Source organism: Acinetobacter sp. FL, assembly GCF_040744925.1.
GTDB classification, from domain to species: Bacteria; Pseudomonadota; Gammaproteobacteria; order Pseudomonadales; family Moraxellaceae; genus Acinetobacter; species Acinetobacter radioresistens.
Window position 1 is genome coordinate 1,757,080 of record NZ_CP160437.1, and the last position, 18,622, is coordinate 1,775,701.

General features: G+C 39.7%; 19 protein-coding genes, 1 tRNA gene and 1 pseudogene. 14 read left to right on the forward strand and 7 right to left on the reverse strand.

All coding sequences use genetic code 11. The features are described from left to right. Positions 1–37: 37 nt before the first annotated feature. Positions 38–301: a hypothetical protein gene (locus tag ABZP31_RS08245; RefSeq protein WP_005026343.1), complete on the reverse strand. Its 264-nt coding sequence runs from the start codon at positions 299–301 to the stop codon at positions 38–40. Positions 302–567: 266 nt separating this feature from the next. Here ABZP31_RS08245 and ABZP31_RS08250 point away from each other — a divergent pair, with 266 nt between their 5' ends. After that, a complete protein-coding gene (locus tag ABZP31_RS08250; protein WP_005019896.1) occupies positions 568–765 on the forward strand; it encodes a hypothetical protein in 198 nt (65 codons plus the stop codon). Between the two features lie 56 nt (positions 766–821). On the opposite strand, the gene ABZP31_RS08255 is transcribed toward ABZP31_RS08250, so the two are convergent. Next, positions 822–1,403 (reverse strand): FxsA family protein, encoded by a 582-nt coding sequence (locus ABZP31_RS08255; protein ID WP_005019894.1) that lies wholly within the window; start codon positions 1,401–1,403, stop codon positions 822–824. A 120-nt stretch (positions 1,404–1,523) separates the two neighbouring features. On the opposite strand from ABZP31_RS08255, the gene ruvC reads away from it, so the two are divergent. Together ruvC and ABZP31_RS08265 are read left to right on the forward strand one after the other, a co-directional pair. Further along, on the forward strand, positions 1,524–2,069 hold the full coding sequence (gene ruvC, locus ABZP31_RS08260) for a crossover junction endodeoxyribonuclease RuvC (protein WP_005019893.1): 546 nt from the start codon (positions 1,524–1,526) through the stop codon (positions 2,067–2,069). 22 nt (positions 2,070–2,091) lie between these two features. Continuing rightward, positions 2,092–2,709 (forward strand): LysE family translocator, encoded by a 618-nt coding sequence (locus tag ABZP31_RS08265; protein ID WP_005019892.1) that lies wholly within the window; start codon positions 2,092–2,094, stop codon positions 2,707–2,709. Here the strand turns inward: ABZP31_RS08265 and ABZP31_RS08270 are convergent. After that, the gene (locus tag ABZP31_RS08270; protein WP_367156782.1) at positions 2,706–4,169 is read right to left on the reverse strand and encodes an NAD(P)H-hydrate dehydratase; all 1,464 of its coding nucleotides are present in this window, start codon (positions 4,167–4,169) and stop codon (positions 2,706–2,708) included. The two genes, ABZP31_RS08265 and ABZP31_RS08270, sit on opposite strands and share 4 nt — an antisense overlap. Positions 4,170–4,193: 24 nt before the next feature. Between ABZP31_RS08270 and queG the strand changes: the two genes are divergently transcribed. From queG to bioB, 3 genes are all read left to right on the forward strand, one after another. Continuing rightward, a complete protein-coding gene (queG, locus tag ABZP31_RS08275; protein ID WP_367156783.1) occupies positions 4,194–5,285 on the forward strand; it encodes a tRNA epoxyqueuosine(34) reductase QueG in 1,092 nt (363 codons plus the stop codon). 110 nt (positions 5,286–5,395) lie between these two features. Next, a complete protein-coding gene (locus ABZP31_RS08280; protein WP_005019882.1) occupies positions 5,396–5,569 on the forward strand; it encodes a hypothetical protein in 174 nt (57 codons plus the stop codon). A gap of 152 nt (positions 5,570–5,721) precedes the next feature. Continuing rightward, positions 5,722–6,723, forward strand: coding sequence for a biotin synthase BioB (gene bioB, locus ABZP31_RS08285; RefSeq protein WP_005019880.1), 1,002 nt, complete (start codon positions 5,722–5,724; stop codon positions 6,721–6,723). A gap of 55 nt (positions 6,724–6,778) precedes the next feature. Here the strand turns inward: bioB and ABZP31_RS08290 are convergent, their stop codons facing one another. Further along, positions 6,779–6,991 (reverse strand): hypothetical protein, encoded by a 213-nt coding sequence (locus tag ABZP31_RS08290; RefSeq protein ID WP_005026360.1) that lies wholly within the window; start codon positions 6,989–6,991, stop codon positions 6,779–6,781. Between the two features lie 705 nt (positions 6,992–7,696). Between ABZP31_RS08290 and ABZP31_RS08295 the strand changes: the two genes are divergently transcribed. Then, positions 7,697–7,773: transfer RNA gene (locus tag ABZP31_RS08295), tRNA-Ile, on the forward strand. A 323-nt stretch (positions 7,774–8,096) separates the two neighbouring features. On the opposite strand, the gene ABZP31_RS08300 is transcribed toward ABZP31_RS08295, so the two are convergent. Beyond that, positions 8,097–8,951, reverse strand: coding sequence for a hypothetical protein (locus ABZP31_RS08300; protein WP_005026362.1), 855 nt, complete (start codon positions 8,949–8,951; stop codon positions 8,097–8,099). 395 nt (positions 8,952–9,346) lie between these two features. On the opposite strand from ABZP31_RS08300, the gene ABZP31_RS08305 reads away from it, so the two are divergent. After that, on the forward strand, positions 9,347–9,574 hold the full coding sequence (locus ABZP31_RS08305; protein WP_005405020.1) for a hypothetical protein: 228 nt from the start codon (positions 9,347–9,349) through the stop codon (positions 9,572–9,574). 590 nt (positions 9,575–10,164) lie between these two features. Next, positions 10,165–10,914, forward strand: coding sequence for a YebC/PmpR family DNA-binding transcriptional regulator (locus tag ABZP31_RS08310; RefSeq protein WP_005026364.1), 750 nt, complete (start codon positions 10,165–10,167; stop codon positions 10,912–10,914). A gap of 50 nt (positions 10,915–10,964) precedes the next feature. Here ABZP31_RS08310 and ABZP31_RS08315 read toward each other — a convergent pair whose 3' ends face one another. Then, positions 10,965–11,447 (reverse strand): Lrp/AsnC family transcriptional regulator, encoded by a 483-nt coding sequence (locus ABZP31_RS08315; protein ID WP_005019868.1) that lies wholly within the window; start codon positions 11,445–11,447, stop codon positions 10,965–10,967. 481 nt (positions 11,448–11,928) lie between these two features. Then, positions 11,929–12,693: a glutathione S-transferase family protein gene (locus tag ABZP31_RS08320; RefSeq protein ID WP_005026367.1), complete on the reverse strand. Its 765-nt coding sequence runs from the start codon at positions 12,691–12,693 to the stop codon at positions 11,929–11,931. 379 nt (positions 12,694–13,072) lie between these two features. Here ABZP31_RS08320 and ABZP31_RS08325 point away from each other — a divergent pair, with 379 nt between their 5' ends. The 5 genes and pseudogenes from ABZP31_RS08325 (at position 13,073) to ABZP31_RS08345 (ending at position 18,613) form a co-directional block, all read left to right on the forward strand. Continuing rightward, positions 13,073–14,275 (forward strand): SfnB family sulfur acquisition oxidoreductase, encoded by a 1,203-nt coding sequence (locus ABZP31_RS08325; RefSeq protein ID WP_005026370.1) that lies wholly within the window; start codon positions 13,073–13,075, stop codon positions 14,273–14,275. Between the two features lie 11 nt (positions 14,276–14,286). Beyond that, positions 14,287–15,494, forward strand: a pseudogene (locus ABZP31_RS08330) (SfnB family sulfur acquisition oxidoreductase). Further along, positions 15,494–16,906: an LLM class flavin-dependent oxidoreductase gene (locus ABZP31_RS08335; RefSeq protein ID WP_005026375.1), complete on the forward strand. Its 1,413-nt coding sequence runs from the start codon at positions 15,494–15,496 to the stop codon at positions 16,904–16,906. The pseudogene ABZP31_RS08330 and the gene ABZP31_RS08335 overlap by 1 nt, the downstream one beginning before the upstream one ends. A 29-nt stretch (positions 16,907–16,935) precedes the next feature. Beyond that, on the forward strand, positions 16,936–17,766 hold the full coding sequence (locus ABZP31_RS08340; RefSeq protein ID WP_005019862.1) for a MetQ/NlpA family ABC transporter substrate-binding protein: 831 nt from the start codon (positions 16,936–16,938) through the stop codon (positions 17,764–17,766). A gap of 10 nt (positions 17,767–17,776) precedes the next feature. Further along, the gene (locus tag ABZP31_RS08345; protein WP_005019860.1) at positions 17,777–18,613 is read left to right on the forward strand and encodes a MetQ/NlpA family ABC transporter substrate-binding protein; all 837 of its coding nucleotides are present in this window, start codon (positions 17,777–17,779) and stop codon (positions 18,611–18,613) included. Positions 18,614–18,622 lie beyond the last annotated feature (9 nt).

Below are 18,622 nucleotides of genomic sequence, written 5' to 3' on the forward strand. Positions count from 1 at the left end.
CGCAAAATCTCCTCACCTCTAAAAATTTATGATAACCCTACTGAGGCTTAGGCCAAGTATGAGCTGGTGTCCGGTCATGGTTGAGTACATCTAGCAAGGTTGTTTGTACAGGCACATCCTGATGGTCCTGAAAATATACCTGAACTACTGTAATCGTCATGACTACTGCCAGGCATGCAGTGATACAAAACATCCAGAACCCGAAAGGACTCCGAATGGAGTGAGAGCCGCAAGCAGGGCATTCTTTTTCTGTTGATGAGACCACTTTATTGCAACATGCACAATGATATTGGTACAACATAGGTATCCTCCTATTTTATCGTTTTTGTTATTGTGAGTTTTACACAACTGCTGAGTACAATAGGTATTACAACTATTATCTTATGGTAAAGAAATTGCAATTACAATGCATAAATTCTAGGCAAAATCATTTAAATCGACAGTACGATAGCAGCAACAACGTATGATAAAAATATTCAGTAATTTTACTCTTGATGAGAACTACATTGTTTTAATATTGGCATGATATTTTGTTAAACTGCTATTTTGCCAAAGGAGACCCCAGATATGGTCCAGCTAATCAGTAAAGGTGGCTTTCGTGAACGGGCAAACCGGAGCCAAAAGTATAAAAATTCCGAAAATTCACAGACCGCACTCCGCCCTCGTACCTATAACTGCGTTGCGCCATTAGCAGACGATCAACCTGAATATAAAGATGAAAAACCAGAAAATGATGCAATAAGTGAGATAGAGGATGAAGGTTAAAATACTTTCATTAAAAAACCAGATCATTAGATCCGGTTTATAAATTTATCGATAAATCATTTTTGTTTAACGTCTTTTAATTCTATTTTCTTAGCATCAGGTGTTACTTCACGTGCCTCGCCATCAATAATGGTAGAGTCACGCCCTCCTTTTCCACCCTGTTGGTTCTGCATATCCTGCATCTGTCGCATCATGTCAGCAAATGGATTCTGTCCGCTACCGCCCATATTCTGCATATTACCACCCATCATTCCACCCATCATTTTTTCAAGCATGGCCTGTTGACGTTTAGCCATAATTTTCATGAGTGCATCACGGAAAACTCTCTGTACAGCTGGAATCAAAATCAGCACTGCGAGCACATCTGTAATGAGGCCTGGAACAAGCAGTAAAAACCCGGCCATAATTTTTGGAAGATTATTAGTCAATGACGAATCTGCACTCATTTGCCCCATCTGCATTTGTTGCATCTGTGGCATTACACCGGCAGAGTATTTCCGGATAAGATTCATACCGATAAAAAAGGCAGCAATAAACCAGAAAAATACATACCACATACTGCCAACGAGGTCACCCACTCCGATCCAGACGAGTATTTCCAAGACCAAGACAGCAAAAACAGTAAGAAATAATTTCATGAAAATTAATCTAATCTCAACAAAATAAAGTGTGTAGCCTTCAGGTAATGCATCACCTTCAAGCTTTTTTAATACGCTTATGTAACAATAAGGGCATTATTCCTTTTTTAAAGTCCCAGTATGTCATTAATTATCGGTATTGATCCCGGTTCACGTTTAACAGGTTATGGAATCATTGAAAAAGAAGGAAATAAATTACGCTTTATTGATGCCGGTACTATTCGTACAGAAAGCCAGGATATGCCTGAACGCTTGAAACGTATCTTTGCAGGCATTGAGCGGATTGTGAAATTTCATGGACCAACAGAAGCCGCCGTCGAACAAGTATTCATGGCACAAAATCCGGACTCTGCTCTGAAACTCGGTCAAGCACGAGGTGCCGCTATTGCAGCTTTGGTTAATCTTGACTTACAAGTTGCAGAATATACGGCTAGACAGATCAAACAGTCTGTTGTCGGTTATGGTGCTGCGGACAAGGAACAGGTACAAATGATGGTAATGAAACTATTAAACCTCTCAATTCGCCCACAAGCGGATGCTGCGGATGCCTTAGCTGCCGCCATTTGTCATGCACATGCTTCTGGTAGCATGAGCAAACTTGCTGTATTAAATGTGCTGGGTGGTATGGCTCGTGGCCGGAGCCGTAATAGTAGTCGACGCCGTTAAAATGATTTCTACTGGATAAGACATGAACCATTTAGAGTTACTCTTATACATCAGTAGTGTCGTCCTGATGATTATTATCCCCGGCCCGGTACTGTTATTGGTGGTTGGTACAGGCCTACAGGCCGGCTATCAAAAAGCTTTTAAAACTATTTTAGGAACTAATGCAGCTTCACTAGTACTGATTTTTATTTCAGCACTTATTCTGAAAGGTTTTCTTTCACTAAATGCTTCTTTTCTGGATATTTTGAAATGTCTAGGCAGTCTTTATATTTTATATTTAGGCTGGCAACTAATCCAAGACAGCAAACAGAAACATCAGGCTGAAATCCAGATGTTGAACCCCAAATTCGGCGGATTTACTAAGGGTTTTCTGGTAGGTATTTCGAATCCTAAGGATATTCTGTTCTTTAGTGCATTTTTTCCACAGTTTATTCAGGTAATGCCAGAAATAAACCAGAGTCTATTTCTATTAACTCTGGTCTGGATAATTCTGGATTTTATGACCTTGAGCCTAGCCTATTTGCTATTTAAGCGAGTTAGCCGTTCTTTTGCATATCAGAGAATTCTACTGATATGTGGTATTTTACTGTTTACCATTGCAATATATGGCTTGTATAGCGGTCTAGGCAGTCTGCTCTAACGGTTTACCACCTGATAAATTGTCTGAGGCATATGCTGGGCCTGTAAGCCACGTTCACCACTTTGTGCCAGCATATCACCCGCTTGGGCATGCAGGCTGATAATCTCATGTAAATGAATATTGTCATGGAACTGTGCTTTTAGTGCGGCTATCATACCGGATAAAACATCTCCCATGCCGCCTGTTCCCATACCCGGATTACCTTCAGTGCAGATCCACAATTGCTGGCTTAATATGAGGCTGCCTGCACCTTTGAGTACCCATTGGCCGTGATATTTCTGCATCAACTGATGAATAGCCGCTATTCGGTCCGCTTCAACCTCACTGACTTTTACACCCAGCAATTTTGCTGCCTCACCCGGGTGGGGCGTCGCATAAAAATGAGTATCTAATTTGGCATTAGCTGCGGCTAAAAACCAGAGCGCATCAGCATCAAGTACCACTTCTAGCTGTTTAGCCTGTTTTAGTTCAGGAAACCATTGCTGAAACTGCTGACCTGCCCAGTTATCACGTCCTAATCCCATACCGAAGCAAACTGCATCGACTTGATTCAATATTTCACAAATAGAGTCTTTATTTAAGTCATGAATATCTTTAAGCATGATATTGGGAGAACGGGCCAGAATGGGACTATGATGTTTACTGTCACATACCACAGTAACCTTTCCGGCACCCGCAGCAAAAGCAGCTTCGGCTGCCATAATCACAGCTCCTCCCATATCGGCATGTCCGCCCACCACCAGCACATGGCCATAACTGCCTTTATGCCCTGAGGCTTGACGTTTTGGCAGTTGAATCTGCTTTGGACACAGGCTTGCTATTGGTTCCAGTTCATCATCTACAGGGATAAGAGATAAAAGTTGAACCTGACCAGAAAACTCTTTGCCCTGCCCGGTATATAAGCCGGCTTTTAAAGCCAATAGTGTACAGGTATGATCCGCTTTGACGGCACAAGGTAAGGGTTTTCCTGTATTTGCCTGTAAACCACTAGGCATATCAATTGAAATTTTCAGACCTGTTTTCTGGTTAAGACTATAGATAACCTTTTGCCAATCCTCATCCAGAATACGATTTAGCCCAATTCCAAATAAAGCATCAATATGACAGTTAAAATATTCTGGAACATCGAAACTGTTATGAATTTTTATATGCTGCCTCTGTGCATATTGGATTGCCGAATGTAAATCTGCCGACTCTCCTGGCACAGCCGCGAAAATTTCAACATCATAGCCTGCGCTCGCCAGATAAGCTGCCACCAGATAGCCATCCCCGGCATTGTTGCCTTGTCCGCACCAGACTGCAATACGCGGAGCAAGCTTTTTATACTGAAGGCACTGAATAATATACTGGGTCATTTGCCAGGCTGCTTGCTGCATCAGTCCAAAAGAAGAGTTTTTCTGGCTAAACCAGCGTCGTTCCCATGCTTGAATTGCCTGGCTATGATACACTTGTTTCAGCATTATTTTTTCCTTCCTATCCGGTTTATGTCCGAATCTTTACCTTCCCGAAAAATTGATCTGGCACAGCTGGATGCCGAGGCACTCAAGCAATGGATCAAGTCTCAGGCACTTGATCTGGGCTTTGCTGACTGCGTGGTCGCCAAGCCCGATACCCAGGCAGAAATGGCCCGTTTTCAGGAGTATCTGGATCGAGGCTATCATGCCGATATGGATTACTTAAAGGAAAATTTAGAAAAACGTGCTGATCCCACCCTGCTGGTACCCGGAACTAAAAGTATTATCTGTGTTCGCATGAACTATCTGGTAGAAACACCCAAACCGCGCTACGTACCCTATGAACCCAACTCGGCCATTATTGCCCGTTATGCTCGTGGCCGTGATTATCATAAAATCATGCGTGGACGACTTAAAACGTTAGCCAGCCGTATTCGCGACAAGGTCGGAAACTTTGAATCACGTCCTTTTGCAGACTCGGCGCCTATTTTTGAGAAATCGCTGGCAGAAAGTGCCGGGATGGGCTGGACGGGTAAACATACCCTATTAATTCATAAAAAATCCGGCTCTTTCTTTGTACTTGGGGAGCTTTTTACTTCGCTAGACCTGCCTTTTGATGAACCGGCAACTGCGCATTGTGGTTCCTGCTCGGCCTGTATTGATATCTGCCCGACCCAAGCTATTGTTGAACCGTATATGCTGGATGCACGTAAATGTATTGCTTATTTAACTATTGAGTATAAAGGTATTATTCCTCAAGAATTACGCCATGGTATTGGTAATCGGGTTTTTGGTTGCGATGACTGCCAGCTAATCTGTCCCTGGAATAGTTTTGCAAAAAAAGCCAACATAGAAGATTTTAATCCACGTAATGGTTTAGATAATATCAGCCTGCTGGAGCTATGGCAGTGGGATGAAGAAATTTTTCTTAAAAATACGGAAGGTAGCCCCTTAAGACGGACCGGCTACCAGAGCTTTAAGCGTAATATTGCAATCGGGCTGGGAAATGCGCTTTATACAACTGAAATTATAGCGCAGCTTGAACAGGCCAGATCAAAACATGATGAAATTGTAAACCATCACATTGACTGGGCAATTGAACAACAGATCAGCAAATCATAAGCTTTTAATTTTACGTCTCCTAACAGTTTCCCACATAAGCCCTACATTTCCATACTCTCGTTTATGGCATAAAAAAGATACCAAATGATTTTTGTGAAGAGGAATTTATCATGCATCAGCAAAATAAAGACCAGAATCAACATCAGCAGCCCCAAAACCAGCAACAGCAAGGCACCCCACAACCACCACAAAATACACATCATGAAGAAGACGACCGCGCGCTGAATAAACAGCATCGGGCGGATCTGCAAAATCAAAATATTCATGGAAATCACCGTGAATAATTAAAATTAATATGGTAAAAACATTTAAATGAACAAAGTCCATGCGCTGGACTTTGTTTTTTTATATTCCGTCATATTTTGCTAATGAAGCTGGCATCGGTTTTGCTTAATATGCACAGTAATGAACTATATAAATGACTAGGGACAGACATATGAGCAGCACCCGTCCGGTACGTAATGATTGGTCTCGAGAAGAAATTGAGGCTTTGTATCAGCAGCCTTTCTTGGATCTGATTTTTGAAGCCCAGCGAATTCACCGCGAGAATTTTCAGCCGAATACTATACAAGTTAGCACGCTTCTTTCGATCAAAACCGGTAAGTGTCCGGAAGACTGTAAATATTGCTCACAGTCAGCGCATTATGATTCCAATCTTGAGGCAGAAAAACGTATTGCTGTAGAAAAAGTAATTCGTGAAGCCAAAGAAGCTTTAGAGTCTGGTTCTTCTCGTTTTTGTATGGGTGCTGCATGGCGTAATCCGAATGAACGTGATATGCCTTATGTACTGGAAATGGTTCGTGAAGTTAAGGCTCTTGGCCTTGAAACATGTATGACTTTAGGTATGCTGAATCAGTCTCAGGCAGAACGCTTAAAAGATGCAGGACTGGATTATTATAATCATAACCTCGATACATCCCGTGAATACTATTCTCATATCATCAGTACCCGTACTTTCGATGACCGTTTAGATACCCTTGACCATGTACGCCAGGCAGGAATGAAGGTATGTAGCGGAGGTATTGTCGGGTTAGGCGAAAGCAAGCAGGACCGTATTGGCTTACTACATGAACTGGCCACTCTTCCAGTTCATCCTGAATCAGTACCAATCAATATGCTGGTACCGATTGAAGGTACGCCTCTTGCTGATGTTGAAAAACTGGATGTCACCGAATGGATCAGAACTATTGCGGTTGCCCGCATTATCATGCCACAAAGTTATATCCGTCTTTCTGCCGGGCGTGAATCACTTTCCGATTCAGATCAGGCTTTGGCCTTTATGGCGGGTGCCAACTCCTTATTCTCTGGAGAAAAACTTTTAACGACACCAAATGCAGGTGAAGGCAAAGACCGTATCCTCTTTAATAAACTGGGGTTAAGTGCCGAGAAAGCCAAGCCAACAGTTGCTGAACTCAGTATAGATGCCATGTCAGCTTAAATAGATATATAAATTTAAAAAGCCCCAAACTGGGGCTTTTTTATATCTCTGCTTTCTAGGAAGACGTCAGTAAAACACCATAACTTGCATTAAGATAATTACCTTTACGAATCACATCACTACCTGCAGCATGATTCACTATTAACTCACCAGTCTGCACATCATAAGAAAAACTGTCGAAACTGTCCTGATGCTGACATAGCCAACAAAGCGTATCTGCAAGATTATCATCTACAATATAAGTTGCAGCTTTAAAATCCTTAGTCATGCTATTTCCTATCGCCTTTCAAATTTTAAAATTTTTGAATGAATTCAAGATAATTATAAAAAAGACTGCTGTCCGAAAACAGCAGCCTTTATAAAATTCTTCAGGTTTTATAATAAAAATCGAATTAGATTTGATTGAAACATACCAGGTTCATGGGTATCTTAAACCAATAAATATACATCTAGTTCCTATGATCTCCGCATTTACGACACTCTTTTACCTCATTAAATTCTGAGAACTGCTCATATTCATAGGCATGCATACAGAAGAGTTTTCTTAACAACTGAAACATAGTTTTGCTCCTTGTTACTATAGTTATGGTTTCTTCCTGAAACGGTATCGAAAGTTTGTTGTGTACTTTCAATTTATTTATTAACATGAATTAAACAAAAATCCAATATTATTTTTTAATTCACTATAAATAAATAAGCAATTGTTTTCATTTTGTTTTTGAAAAAACCAAAATCTAAATACTTAATTATTAAACAGTTTAAAATTACTTACTAAGCTTAACTTCTTAAAGAAATTTTTTATGGCAAGCTAATACTTTTCTTATCACCGCATTTATTTGCTTCGTCATTTTAATCTCCTAAATTTGATGAATAAAACAGCATCTCTCCAGTTTTTTTTGAGAAATGCTTGTGTTTACTTGAGAATTTAGCTAGTATTGCTATCGCAAAAATGCTTTAGATATAAGCATTTATAGGGCCTATAGCTCAGTTGGTTAGAGCAGCGGACTCATAATCCGTTGGTCCCGTGTTCAAGTCACGGTGGGCCCACCATATATTAAACCTCATAATTCGTGAATTATGAGGTTTTTTTATTAATGTTGACTTATATAACTTTATAAATTCCACTAATTTATTTTTTAATAAATTAATACTTTTAGTAGTAAATCTTTTAAAGTTTTTATATGACCAATTAAAGCAAAATTTATTTATAAACCAACTCATATTTTAATTTTGAATCTCATTAGCCTGTTATTCTTAAAAACCAAGATTATTCTAATCATTTAAAATCATTAAATTGGTTTATTTTAAAATACAGTCTGTTTTTAAGTTATCACTCAATATTTGATTTATTATTTAACTAAAAGGTCTTTTGATTATTTTTTTTCATATTCCACATAGATGTGCTTGGCTTGATCATACATAAATAGACTTTTGTAAGACTTCTTTGGCTGATCTTGGTCAATATAAGTCACTTCAACAGGATAATAAGTGTTCTGGTTATTAACCACTCTTAATGTTGATGTAACAATGGATGCAAACTCAGGACGATCTGCATAGTAACTTGATGTATCGTTACCCGCCGAGCCTATTTCAAGAACTTGAACTCTCCCGACATCAGGCAACAAGACCGCATACCAAGTCGAAATTTCTTGCCCCCCTGCACCTGTAAAAGTTGCAAGCGTATAACTTCCTATCATGTTCTTGCCAAACGGTCTTAAATTTTTCTGTAAGTCATGTTTAAAACTAACATACAAATGCCCACCGGCTGTAGGGATATCTTTCTGATTTAAAGCTGAATTGACTAACTGGAAATGGTTGTCCTGTTTTTTAAATATAAATAAATCTACTGTACTTGAGCAGGCTCGGCAGTCCTGAATGTATCCATTATTGATTTTTACTTTTTCAATAATAACCAGGTAACGAGTTTCACCTTGTGGATTTTTATATTCAATACTAGGATGAAAAAAACCCAATATATTTGGTTCAAGCTGTTGATAAGGGTAAGATTTAAAATAATCATTGAGTACGGGTGTCACATGCGCCAGAGGCTCATTGAGTATTTTAGGGTAAACCATTTGCACAATTGTATTTACAGACAGTGTTCCAGAAGAAGTCTTTAGAGTAGTGGTCGGTTTAGCAGTATCGATATAAGGTAAAACTGTTTGGCATCCAATGATCAACCCTGTATTTACACAGATAATTGCAGACAATAAATATTGTTTTTTCATTATATATTCCATCGTTGTTCTACAGGAATTAATAAAATTATAGGTGAGTTAAATTTTATCAATAAACAAAGAACCTTATAATATATTAAAATCCTTGTTATCCTTTAATACAAAGTTAAATATAATTTTTTAATAGCTTACTTAAATGTATTGCGCTATCAGTTTTATTATAATATTACACACAACCTATTGAAATATTATATTAAAAATAATTATATATTTTTAATATAATTTTTGATCTAGCTTAGTATTACAGTAATCACATCTTATAAAATAAACACTTAATTGTTCTAAATTTAAGCGATTTTTGCTCATAAAACTTAACTATCTAGAGCTATACACCTATAAAATAATAGATCTAAATACTCCTCAGTTGAAAAAAGGGTGTCATGATTATGGCTAAGCGTAAGCAAAACAGTGAGTTTTTTCAGGTTCGAAGAATTGGAAAACAATGGTGGGTTTGTCAGATTGATAAATTATCTTCAACACCAACTGTCCTTGTCAAAAAGGTTGAAAACTTAGCTACACAAAGTCAGGCAAATTGTATTGCTGATGATTATGATGAGCAATATCGGGTAGATCTCTATATTAAGGAAAAATGGCTGGCTACAAAGAACTGTTAGGCTCTTGATCTTTATATAAAGATAAAACAGGAAGATAACCGCTGTAACAGAGCATTTCCCAAAGTGCTTTGTTTAAAACAAGGTTAATTATTTGCGATGATGAGCTTCCAGGTAGATTTCAATCGCACTCCAGACACAGATCAGAATAAAAATAGCCAAACCAACGCCGATAAGCGTTAAAAACATAATCGCTTCCCCTTACAGTACTAAACAGTTTAGGCCCACCTGTTAGACTAAAGTCGTATACAGCCTGTTAATTTATAATTTTTTCTAAACAAATTACAAGTAATTTTATAATTTTAATTTAATTAATATAATTTTTTATGAGTTTAGCCTCTAAATTTTGGTTGTTTTAATGAGCCTAAAGCTCAGCTATTTTCTATGAATGTGCTCGCAAGACTAAGAGCTTAAAGTTGAAGCTGCAGTTTAATTAATTTGTTTTATCTAAATCTTCTTGTTAGAGCATCAGCTTCTAAAGATTTTTCGGAAACTTCGCTTAAAAGCTGGCAGTGGCCTGTTTTCAACAAATCAGTGGCTATGCTAACATTTCAACCCGAAATTTTAGTTTATAAAACTGGAGCATAATTCGCATGGCGGGTCATTCCAAGTGGGCCAATATTAAGCATCGCAAAGCAAAACAAGATGCAAGTCGCGGTAAAGTATTTACCAAATACATTCGAGAAATTGTAACGGCTGCTAAACTCGGCGGCCCGGACGCGGCCAGTAACCCACGTCTTCGTGCTGTAGTCGAAAAAGCGCTTTCAGTAAATATGACGCGTGATACAATTAACCGGGCCATTCAACGTGGTGCTGGTGGTGAAGATAATGATGATTTAAAAGAAATCACTTATGAGGGTTATGGCACAGGTGGTGTAGCTGTACTGGTAGAAACCATGACAGATAACCTAAACCGCACTGTTCCTGATGTTCGTCATTGCTTTAGTAAAACTAATGGTAATCTTGGAACTTCAGGTTCTGTGGCTTACTTGTTTACCAAACGTGGTGAAATCTCTTTTGATGATCTGTCACTTGAAGAAAAAATCTTGGAGGTTGCTCTAGAAGCTGGTGCGGAAGATATTGAAATTTCTGAAGATGAGATTTTAGTTATTACCACACCAGAGAACTTCGGTGACGTTCAGGATGCACTTAGTGCGGCCGGCTTGAAGTCAGACAATGCTGAGGTTGTAATGAGTCCTTCTACCAAAGCAGAAATTACCGATATTGATCAAGCTAAACAAATCATGAAAATGATTGATATGCTAGAAGACTTAGATGATGTACAAAATGTTTATACCAACGTTGAGTTTTCAGATGAAGTACTGGCTCAGCTTGATGCCTGATTAAATATTATTAAAAAGCGCCAGAACTGGCGCTTTTTTATTTTTAAGCTTTATACTTGCTCTGGAACTTTATTTAGCAAGTTATAACAATTAAACACTTTATATTCTTTAATTACAAAGCTTGAATGCAACGCTACAACATGCTCGATTTTCCCCATCCGTTTAAGCAGAAAATCGCTATAATTTTCCATATCGGTAGCAACAACTTCAAGAATAAAATCGGCAGACTGGCCGGTAACCAAAAATGCATTAATAACTTCAGGAAGCTCTTCGACTTCTTGCAGAAATTTTTCAAAGGTATCACTGTCATGTTTACTCAGGGATACTTGTAGCAAGACATGCAACTTAAAACCTAGTTTTTGAAAATTGATATCACGCTTGAGATTAGTCATCACCTGATTTTCAATAAGCTGTTTGATACGGCGGTGCACCGAGCTTACAGAAAGATTAATTCGCTCAGAGAGTTCATTTAAATTCAGGTCTTCGTGTGTCAATATTTCAAGAATTTGCTTGTCGAAACGGTCCAGTCCCATTCTGAGCTCCAGTCATACCGTATATTGAATCATGCTGTGGTACTTATGGTCAGATTTATTTTTATGATCAAATAAATTTTTAGGGTCAAGGGAAAACATGATACTGTTTCCTTCTAGTAGCTATACGTGGATAACCTATAGCCTGTTTTATAAACTTGTGGTTTATATAACTGAAGTCGAATTAAGACCTTGTGAGTTTAGTCAGTGCCCATCTCCCAATAAGCTGACCCTCTTTTCGATCCCTATCACACCCTGACTATTAATTTAACAGCGGCTGAGTCGAATTATTTCCCTTTAATCATTTAATTTCAATATTTTTAGAAAAAATTTCTCACTTTAAAGTCTATTCTTTAAAAACTTTACCAAATTAATGGCTTTTAAGTTTTTATATTCTCATTATTTTGTGTTTTTACAATATTTTTTATCCCTAAAAAATTGGAAAGCCTTGCGATAACAAGGCTTATATTACTTATATACCCAGCTACATTCCACGCCAGTCTACTCGGGCATTACGTTCTGTCTCATAAATACGCTGAATATATTGACCTAAAGGTAAATCAAGTAAATAAGACTGATAATTCATGAAGTCTTCCGTTCTGTTCTCTTCATGCTCATTTTCCCAAGGTGTTCCGCCAAGCTCAAGCAAAGGCGCCAGCATGGAACATACTGCGATATCGGCAAGACCTAAGCGGTCACCAACAAAGTAACGTCCTCCATTTTTGATCAATGCGCTATTTAGCTGTTCTATCAGCTCAGTCATTCTGGCTTTAGATTCAGTTACTTTTTCAGATTCGAGCTGGTATCCCTTGGTTACAAGCGTTTTGATTAAAGGTTTTGAAAATTTCTCAAACTGACGCATATACCCCTGTTCACCGAGCATGATTTCTAAAGGCTCATCGCCCTGTGATAGTGCTTGGGCCAGCCCCCAGCGACGGACATGCTCTCCGAGCTCAGAAGCAACATTATTGATCTGCAATGCCTGCTCTCGCAGCTCCGGGTCACGTCGCAGTAAACTGTGTTCAGGATAGGTCTCATCCAGATATAGGGCAATTTCTGTAGAGTCAGCAATCCAGTAGCTGTCATCTTTCAAAACAGGCAAGCTGTTCTGTCCGGTTTTCAATTGGGTAAAGGCCCGGTGAAAGCCTGGAATCAAATTATGCGCAACATAATCTAACTCTTTATGGTCGAGTAACCAGCGAGCTTTCTCACAAAAATGAGATAAAGGAAACTGGTATAAAGTACGCATAAAAACTCCGGATTATTTTTGTATTTTAACTGACTTTTAAATTAAGACCTGAATATCATTCTACTTTAAAACTGATGGTTCTAAAAATTCTGACCACCTGTTCAGATTTACTTCTTTTCTTATAGCCTTATCCCATCTGTTTTTATAGTTTTTTTTACCATAATTATGCCAATTACATATATAAGATAAATTTCAACCAGCTAAAAACTATATAATTTTAATTAACTTACTGATTTATATAAATCTGCTTTATCTGATTTTTTATAAATTTCAGCAGTTTTTTTCTTATAAGCTTTTAATGATAAGTTTCGCATAATAGCTGGTTTAAGTTTGCCAGATAATTCCTTTAAGTTCTGAGTCATCTTAGGAAGGTATAAAGATGACTCATATTACTCAAACTCCCGCTTATATTATAGAAAATGATCAGCAGGCCCTGAATGCAGCTTATCAGGTAGCTGATTTTGCCTTGAATACAAGAAATGAACGGGATCAATGCCGGATCTTGCCAATAGAAGAAATTGAACAGTTTAGTTTCAAAGGATTAGGTGGCATCCGTATTCCTAAAGCTTTTGGAGGCGCATTCGTTTCAAACAAAACACTTGCTCAGGTGTTCAGAATTTTATCTAAAGCCGATGCCAATGTCGGTCAAATCCCGCAAAACCAGATTGCCCTGCTCAACATGATTAATATGATGGGAAACGAGCAACAAAAAAATTTTATTTTCTCTGAAATTCTGCATGGCAAGCGTCTGGCTAATGGTGGCCCAGAGCGCCACACCAAAGACAGTAAAACACTAGAGACCACGCTTAGCGTTAAAGATGGCCAATATATTCTTAATGGTGAAAAGTTCTACTCGACTGGCAGCAGTTTTGCACACTGGCTTGCTATTAAAGCAGTTCATCCTGAAGGCCATGTCGTATTGGTAATTATTGACGCACAGGAAAAAGGTGTAGAAGTCATCAATGACTGGTACGGTTTCGGGCAGCGCACCACAGCTAGCGGCACAGTCCGTCTGAACCAGGTCAGAGTAAATCCTGATCTCATTTTTGATGAAAGAAAACTTTATGAAAAACCTAATTATCGCGGTGCTTATTCGCAGCTACTCCAGGTGGCTATAGATGTTGGTATTGCAGAGGCTGCATTTGCAGAAACTTTAACTGCTGTTCATAAAGCACGCCCTATTATTGACGCACAAGTAGAAAAAGCCAGCTCCGAACATTACACACTACAGGAAGTTGGTAAATTAAATATCTTGCTTGATGCATCTATTTTGCTACTGGATGAAGCAGCTGAATATCTCGATGAACTTGACCAGCATAAGACAGTTACAGCGGAGCAGGCAGCACAAGCTTCTATAAGGGTTGCAGAAGCCAAAGTTTATGCCAATGACGCTGCCCTACAGATCTCAGAAAAATTGCTCGAACTTGGCGGCAGTCGTTCCTGTCTATCCCAGCATCATCTGGACCAGTACTGGCGGAATGCCAGAGTTCATACCTTGCATGACCCAGTACGCTGGAAGTTACATGCCATTGGTAACTATTACCTCAACCAGGCTTTTCCTGCTCGTCATGCCTGGATTTAAGGAAATATCTTATGACCTCATATCAAAATTTTCATCTTAAAGAAGTTTTAGAAAATCAGACACATATTATCCAAAGTGATGAAGAAGCTTTGGCTATTGCACAGGATTTAAGTCAAAAGTTTAAAGCCGAGGCAGTTCAACGGGACCAAAACCGTATTTTGCCTTTTGAAGAGATAGAAGCCTACAGCCAGTCAGGCTTATGGGCGATTACCGTTCCCAAGCAATATGGGGGTGCAGAAGTTTCAAGTCTGACCGTAGCTAGAGTCATTGCCCTGTTTAGTGGAGTGGACGGTTCAATTGGACAGATTCCTCAAAATCATTTCTATGCACTGGAAGTCCTGCGTAATACAGGTACAGAACAGCAGAAACAGAAGTTTTAAAAGGAGCCCGTTTCGGTAATGCACTGGCAGAATTCAAAACCAGATCTGCCGCTCATAAGCATACACAATTGATTGCTACGGGAAATAACTACGTAATTCAGGGGGAAAAATTTTATTGTACCGGAAGCCTTTTCGCACACCGTATTCCTACGCTAGTTACAGATGCAGAAGGTCGGGAATTTTTAGCTTTTGTAAAGCGTAATAGCCAAGGCCTTGAAATCGTGGATGACTGGAGTGGCTTTGGGCAGCGTATAACAGGAAGTGGTACGGTAAAATTTAATCACGTCGCTGTTGAGCAAGAGGATCTGATTGCCTTTGATACAGCATTCACTCAGCCCACCTTAGTCGGGCCATTTGCCCAGATTATGCATGCTGCAATTGAAGTAGGAATTGCCCGCGCTGCTTTTGAAGAAACATTGCAGCAGGTAAAACAGGCGCGCCCCTGGATTGACTCAGGACTAGATCGTGCTACTCAAGACCCCTTGACTCTGCTAGAACTCGGCCGTGTGGCTGCTGATGTACGTGCCAGTGAGGTTCTCCTCAAACAGGCTGCTCAGGCTCTTGAGGTAGCCCGTCCATTACCTACTGTGGAAAATATAGCACAGGCTTCAATTGAGGTAGCTAAGGTTCGTGCACATAGTACAGAAACTGCATTAAAAGCATCCAGCAAACTGATTGAACTGGCAGGTAGCCGGGGTAGCCAGTTAAAAAACGGACTAGACCGTTTCTGGCGTAATGCACGTGTCCATACTTTACATGATGCAGCGCGCTGGAAATATTACTTTATTGGACAATATGTATTGAATGGAGTTCTACCTCCACGCAGGGGGACATTGTAATGGCAAAGCAATTACCTAAACAGATTTTACTTAATGCTTTTGACATGAATTCAGCAGGACATATTAACCATGGGTTATGGACACATCCACGAGATCAATCACATCGTTTTAATGAACTGAACTACTGGACAGATTTGGCGAAAACTTTAGAGCAAGGATTATTTGACGGGTTATTTCTTGCAGATATTACTGGTGTATATGACGTCTATCAAAACGGTATTGAGCTGACCTTAAAAGAATCAATCCAGCTTCCCAGCCATGACCCCTCTACTCTGGTTTCAGCAATGGCCGCAGTTACCCAGAATCTGGGCTTCGGTATTACAGTAAATCTGAGCTATGAAACGCCGTATCAGTTTGCACGGCGTTTTGCCAGTCTAGACCATTTAACCCATGGCCGGATTGCCTGGAATATTGTGACAGGTTATTTAGATAGTGCTGAAAGATTAATCGGACAGAAAGGCTTGAAGCAACATGATTTACGTTATGCACAGGCTGAGGAGTTTCTAGAGCTTTGCTATAAATTCTGGGAAGGCTCTTGGGAAAATGATGCAGTTGTAAAGGATCGGCAGAACCGAATATTTACTGAACCGGCGAAAGTGCATTCAATCCGGCATCAGGGCCAATTTTACCAGAGTGAAGGAGTATTTCAGGTTTCACCTTCTCCCCAGCGCACCCCGGTCCTTTTTCAGGCAGGTGCTTCGCCACGTGGTCTTACCTTTGCAACTCAACATGCTGAGGCCATATTTATTGGAGGCGATAAACCGGAAAAAATTAAACAGCAGGTCGAGAAAATTCGAACACTTGCCACTGCACAGGGTCGTGAAGCAGAAGCTATTAAAATTTTTATTGGCATTACTGTGGTTAGCGCTGAAACTGATGCGCTTGCACAGGAAAAACTGGCAGAGTATTGCCACTATGCGAGTCCTGAAGCAGGCCTTGCCCACTATTCCAGTTCTGTCGGCATTGATCTGTCCCAGTTTACAGAACAAGAAACTATTCCCTATCAGCAAACTAACAGTATTGCTTCAGTCAACAATAAATTTAAAGAACAGAAAATTACAGTGGCAGATCTGAAAGACCAACATGTGCTGGGAGGACGTTACCCCCTCATTGTGGGTAGTGGAGCAACTGTAGCGGAACAATTAATTCATTTAATTGATGAAACAGGAATTGATGGTTTTAACCTGACCCGTACGGTTGCCCCGGAATCCCATCAGGACTTTATCCGGTGGGTTATTCCGGAGCTGCAACAGCGCGGTCGCTACAAAACAGCTTATAGCGAAGGTACATTGCGACATAAGTTATTTCAGCAAGGTAACCTGCTTTCTGCACAACATCCGGTGCAACAGTTCCGATGTCTAACCCCGGCCTCTCCCGCCGAAATCCGTCCTATTCAAAAACAGCTTGCATAAAACATTTTAAAAATTTTTAGAGGTGCATGATGGCACAAACAGCAAAAACGAAATTCACTATTTTAGGGGCAGTATTGACCATAGTTATCTTAGGTCTTACTGGCTGGACGTTACAGAAAAAAACAGGTTCAGATGAACTGGTCATCGGGATTAGCCCATCGTTTGCAAAACCGTTACAAGTTGCAGCAGAAGAAGCCAGAAAAGAAGGACTTCATATTAAGCTTGTTGAATTCTCTGACTGGAACACGCCCAATATTACGCTAAATCACGGAGATATTGATGCCAATTTTTTTCAGCATCAGCCATTTTTGGATAATGCCATAAAAGAAACCGGTTTTAAGCTCAAAGCTTTTGCAGCTGGAGCAGCATCTCATGTAGGCCTGTATTCAAAAAAGTATAAAAGCTTTGATGAGTTACCACAAAATGCCAGAGTTGCTATACCAAATGATCCGGTAAATCAGGGTCGTGCTCTCCTGCTCTTGCAGCAAGCCAAACTCATTAGCTTAAAAGATGTAAACAATCATCTGTCCAGTTTACAGGATATTGCTGCAAACCCTAAAAATCTGCAGTTTATCGAAGTTGAAGGACCACAGACCGCACGTGCAATTGATGATGTTGATTTGGCTTTTGGCTATCCTCATTATTTACGTCTGGCAAAAACTGCTGATCCGGAAAGTGCACTGTTATTCGACAAAAATACCAACAAACGCTATGCCATCTTATTTGTAGTCCGTGATGATTACAAAGATAAAGACGATCAATTGAAAAAATTCGTGACTATTTACCAGAACTCCCCAAGAGTGCAAGCCGCTTTAGATGAGGATTTTGGGAAAAAACTCTGGTTCCCTGGCTGGAAGTAAGGAACAGATGATGACCTTATTAAAATCAGATTCTTATAAGTTCTGGCTAATTGGCCTGACAACCCTCTTAGTTATACTCGGTTTGGCTGCTTACCGTTTTAACAGTAATACTCTGCAGAAAGACACTTTAACAATCGGCATCAGCCCACCCTATGCCGATCTGCTACAAAGTGTGGCAGATGATATGAAAGCACAAGGTATTCAGGTCAAGCTGGTTGAGTTTTCAGACTGGCATGCACCCAATGTAGCTGTTCAGAACGGTGATATTGATGCCAATTTTTTTCAGCAAAGTGTTTATCTGAAAAATGCAATTCGTGAAACCCGGTTTAACCTGCATGCATTTGCACCAGGTACTGGAAGCCATGTGGGCTTATATTCAAAAAAGTATCAATCACTAGAGCAACTTCCTGTTCATGCTCGCGTAGTCATACCCAATGATCCGGTCAACTCGGCGCGTGCTTTAATTCTGCTTGCCCGGGCCGGCCTGATTGAAGTTAAAGATATTCAGAATGAATTAACTACACTTCAGGACATTATACGCAATCCTAAACAGTTACAGTTTATTGAGGTGGAAGGTCCACAAACAGCCCATGCCATAGATGAAGCAGATCTTATTTTTGGTTTTCCGCATTATCTGAAAATGGCAAAAGCAGCTAACCCGAAGGATGCTTTATTTTTAGATCCGATAGACAAGAAATACGCCATCTTGTTCGTGACCCGAACAGATTATCAAGATAAAGACCAGAAACTTGCCAGATTTGTACAAGCCTTTCAAACCTCAGAAAAGGTCAAAACGATACTGGATCAGGACTTTGGTCAAGGCATGTGGTTTCAGGGTTGGAAATAAGGAGAAGAA

Excerpts from the sequence above, each read along its gene's own strand:
- ABZP31_RS08290 (WP_005026360.1), bottom strand. The coding sequence starts at position 6,991 with ATGACTAAGGATTTTAAAGCTGCAACTTATATTGTAGATGATAATCTT.
- ABZP31_RS08270 (WP_367156782.1), bottom strand. The coding sequence starts at position 4,169 with ATGCTGAAACAAGTGTATCATAGCCAGGCAATTCAAGCATGGGAACGA.
- ABZP31_RS08245 (WP_005026343.1), bottom strand. The coding sequence starts at position 301 with ATGTTGTACCAATATCATTGTGCATGTTGCAATAAAGTGGTCTCATCA.
- ABZP31_RS08310 (WP_005026364.1), top strand. The coding sequence starts at position 10,165 with ATGGCGGGTCATTCCAAGTGGGCCAATATTAAGCATCGCAAAGCAAAA.
- ABZP31_RS08320 (WP_005026367.1), bottom strand. The coding sequence starts at position 12,693 with ATGCGTACTTTATACCAGTTTCCTTTATCTCATTTTTGTGAGAAAGCT.
- ABZP31_RS08280 (WP_005019882.1), top strand. The coding sequence starts at position 5,396 with ATGCATCAGCAAAATAAAGACCAGAATCAACATCAGCAGCCCCAAAAC.
- bioB (WP_005019880.1), top strand. The coding sequence starts at position 5,722 with ATGAGCAGCACCCGTCCGGTACGTAATGATTGGTCTCGAGAAGAAATT.
- ABZP31_RS08325 (WP_005026370.1), top strand. The coding sequence starts at position 13,073 with ATGACTCATATTACTCAAACTCCCGCTTATATTATAGAAAATGATCAG.
- ABZP31_RS08300 (WP_005026362.1), bottom strand. The coding sequence starts at position 8,951 with ATGAAAAAACAATATTTATTGTCTGCAATTATCTGTGTAAATACAGGG.
- ABZP31_RS08255 (WP_005019894.1), bottom strand. The coding sequence starts at position 1,403 with ATGAAATTATTTCTTACTGTTTTTGCTGTCTTGGTCTTGGAAATACTC.
- ABZP31_RS08250 (WP_005019896.1), top strand. The coding sequence starts at position 568 with ATGGTCCAGCTAATCAGTAAAGGTGGCTTTCGTGAACGGGCAAACCGG.
- ABZP31_RS08305 (WP_005405020.1), top strand. The coding sequence starts at position 9,347 with ATGGCTAAGCGTAAGCAAAACAGTGAGTTTTTTCAGGTTCGAAGAATT.
- queG (WP_367156783.1), top strand. The coding sequence starts at position 4,194 with ATGTCCGAATCTTTACCTTCCCGAAAAATTGATCTGGCACAGCTGGAT.
- ABZP31_RS08345 (WP_005019860.1), top strand. The coding sequence starts at position 17,777 with ATGACCTTATTAAAATCAGATTCTTATAAGTTCTGGCTAATTGGCCTG.
- ABZP31_RS08265 (WP_005019892.1), top strand. The coding sequence starts at position 2,092 with ATGAACCATTTAGAGTTACTCTTATACATCAGTAGTGTCGTCCTGATG.
- ABZP31_RS08335 (WP_005026375.1), top strand. The coding sequence starts at position 15,494 with ATGGCAAAGCAATTACCTAAACAGATTTTACTTAATGCTTTTGACATG.
- ABZP31_RS08315 (WP_005019868.1), bottom strand. The coding sequence starts at position 11,447 with ATGGGACTGGACCGTTTCGACAAGCAAATTCTTGAAATATTGACACAC.
- ruvC (WP_005019893.1), top strand. The coding sequence starts at position 1,524 with ATGTCATTAATTATCGGTATTGATCCCGGTTCACGTTTAACAGGTTAT.
- ABZP31_RS08340 (WP_005019862.1), top strand. The coding sequence starts at position 16,936 with ATGGCACAAACAGCAAAAACGAAATTCACTATTTTAGGGGCAGTATTG.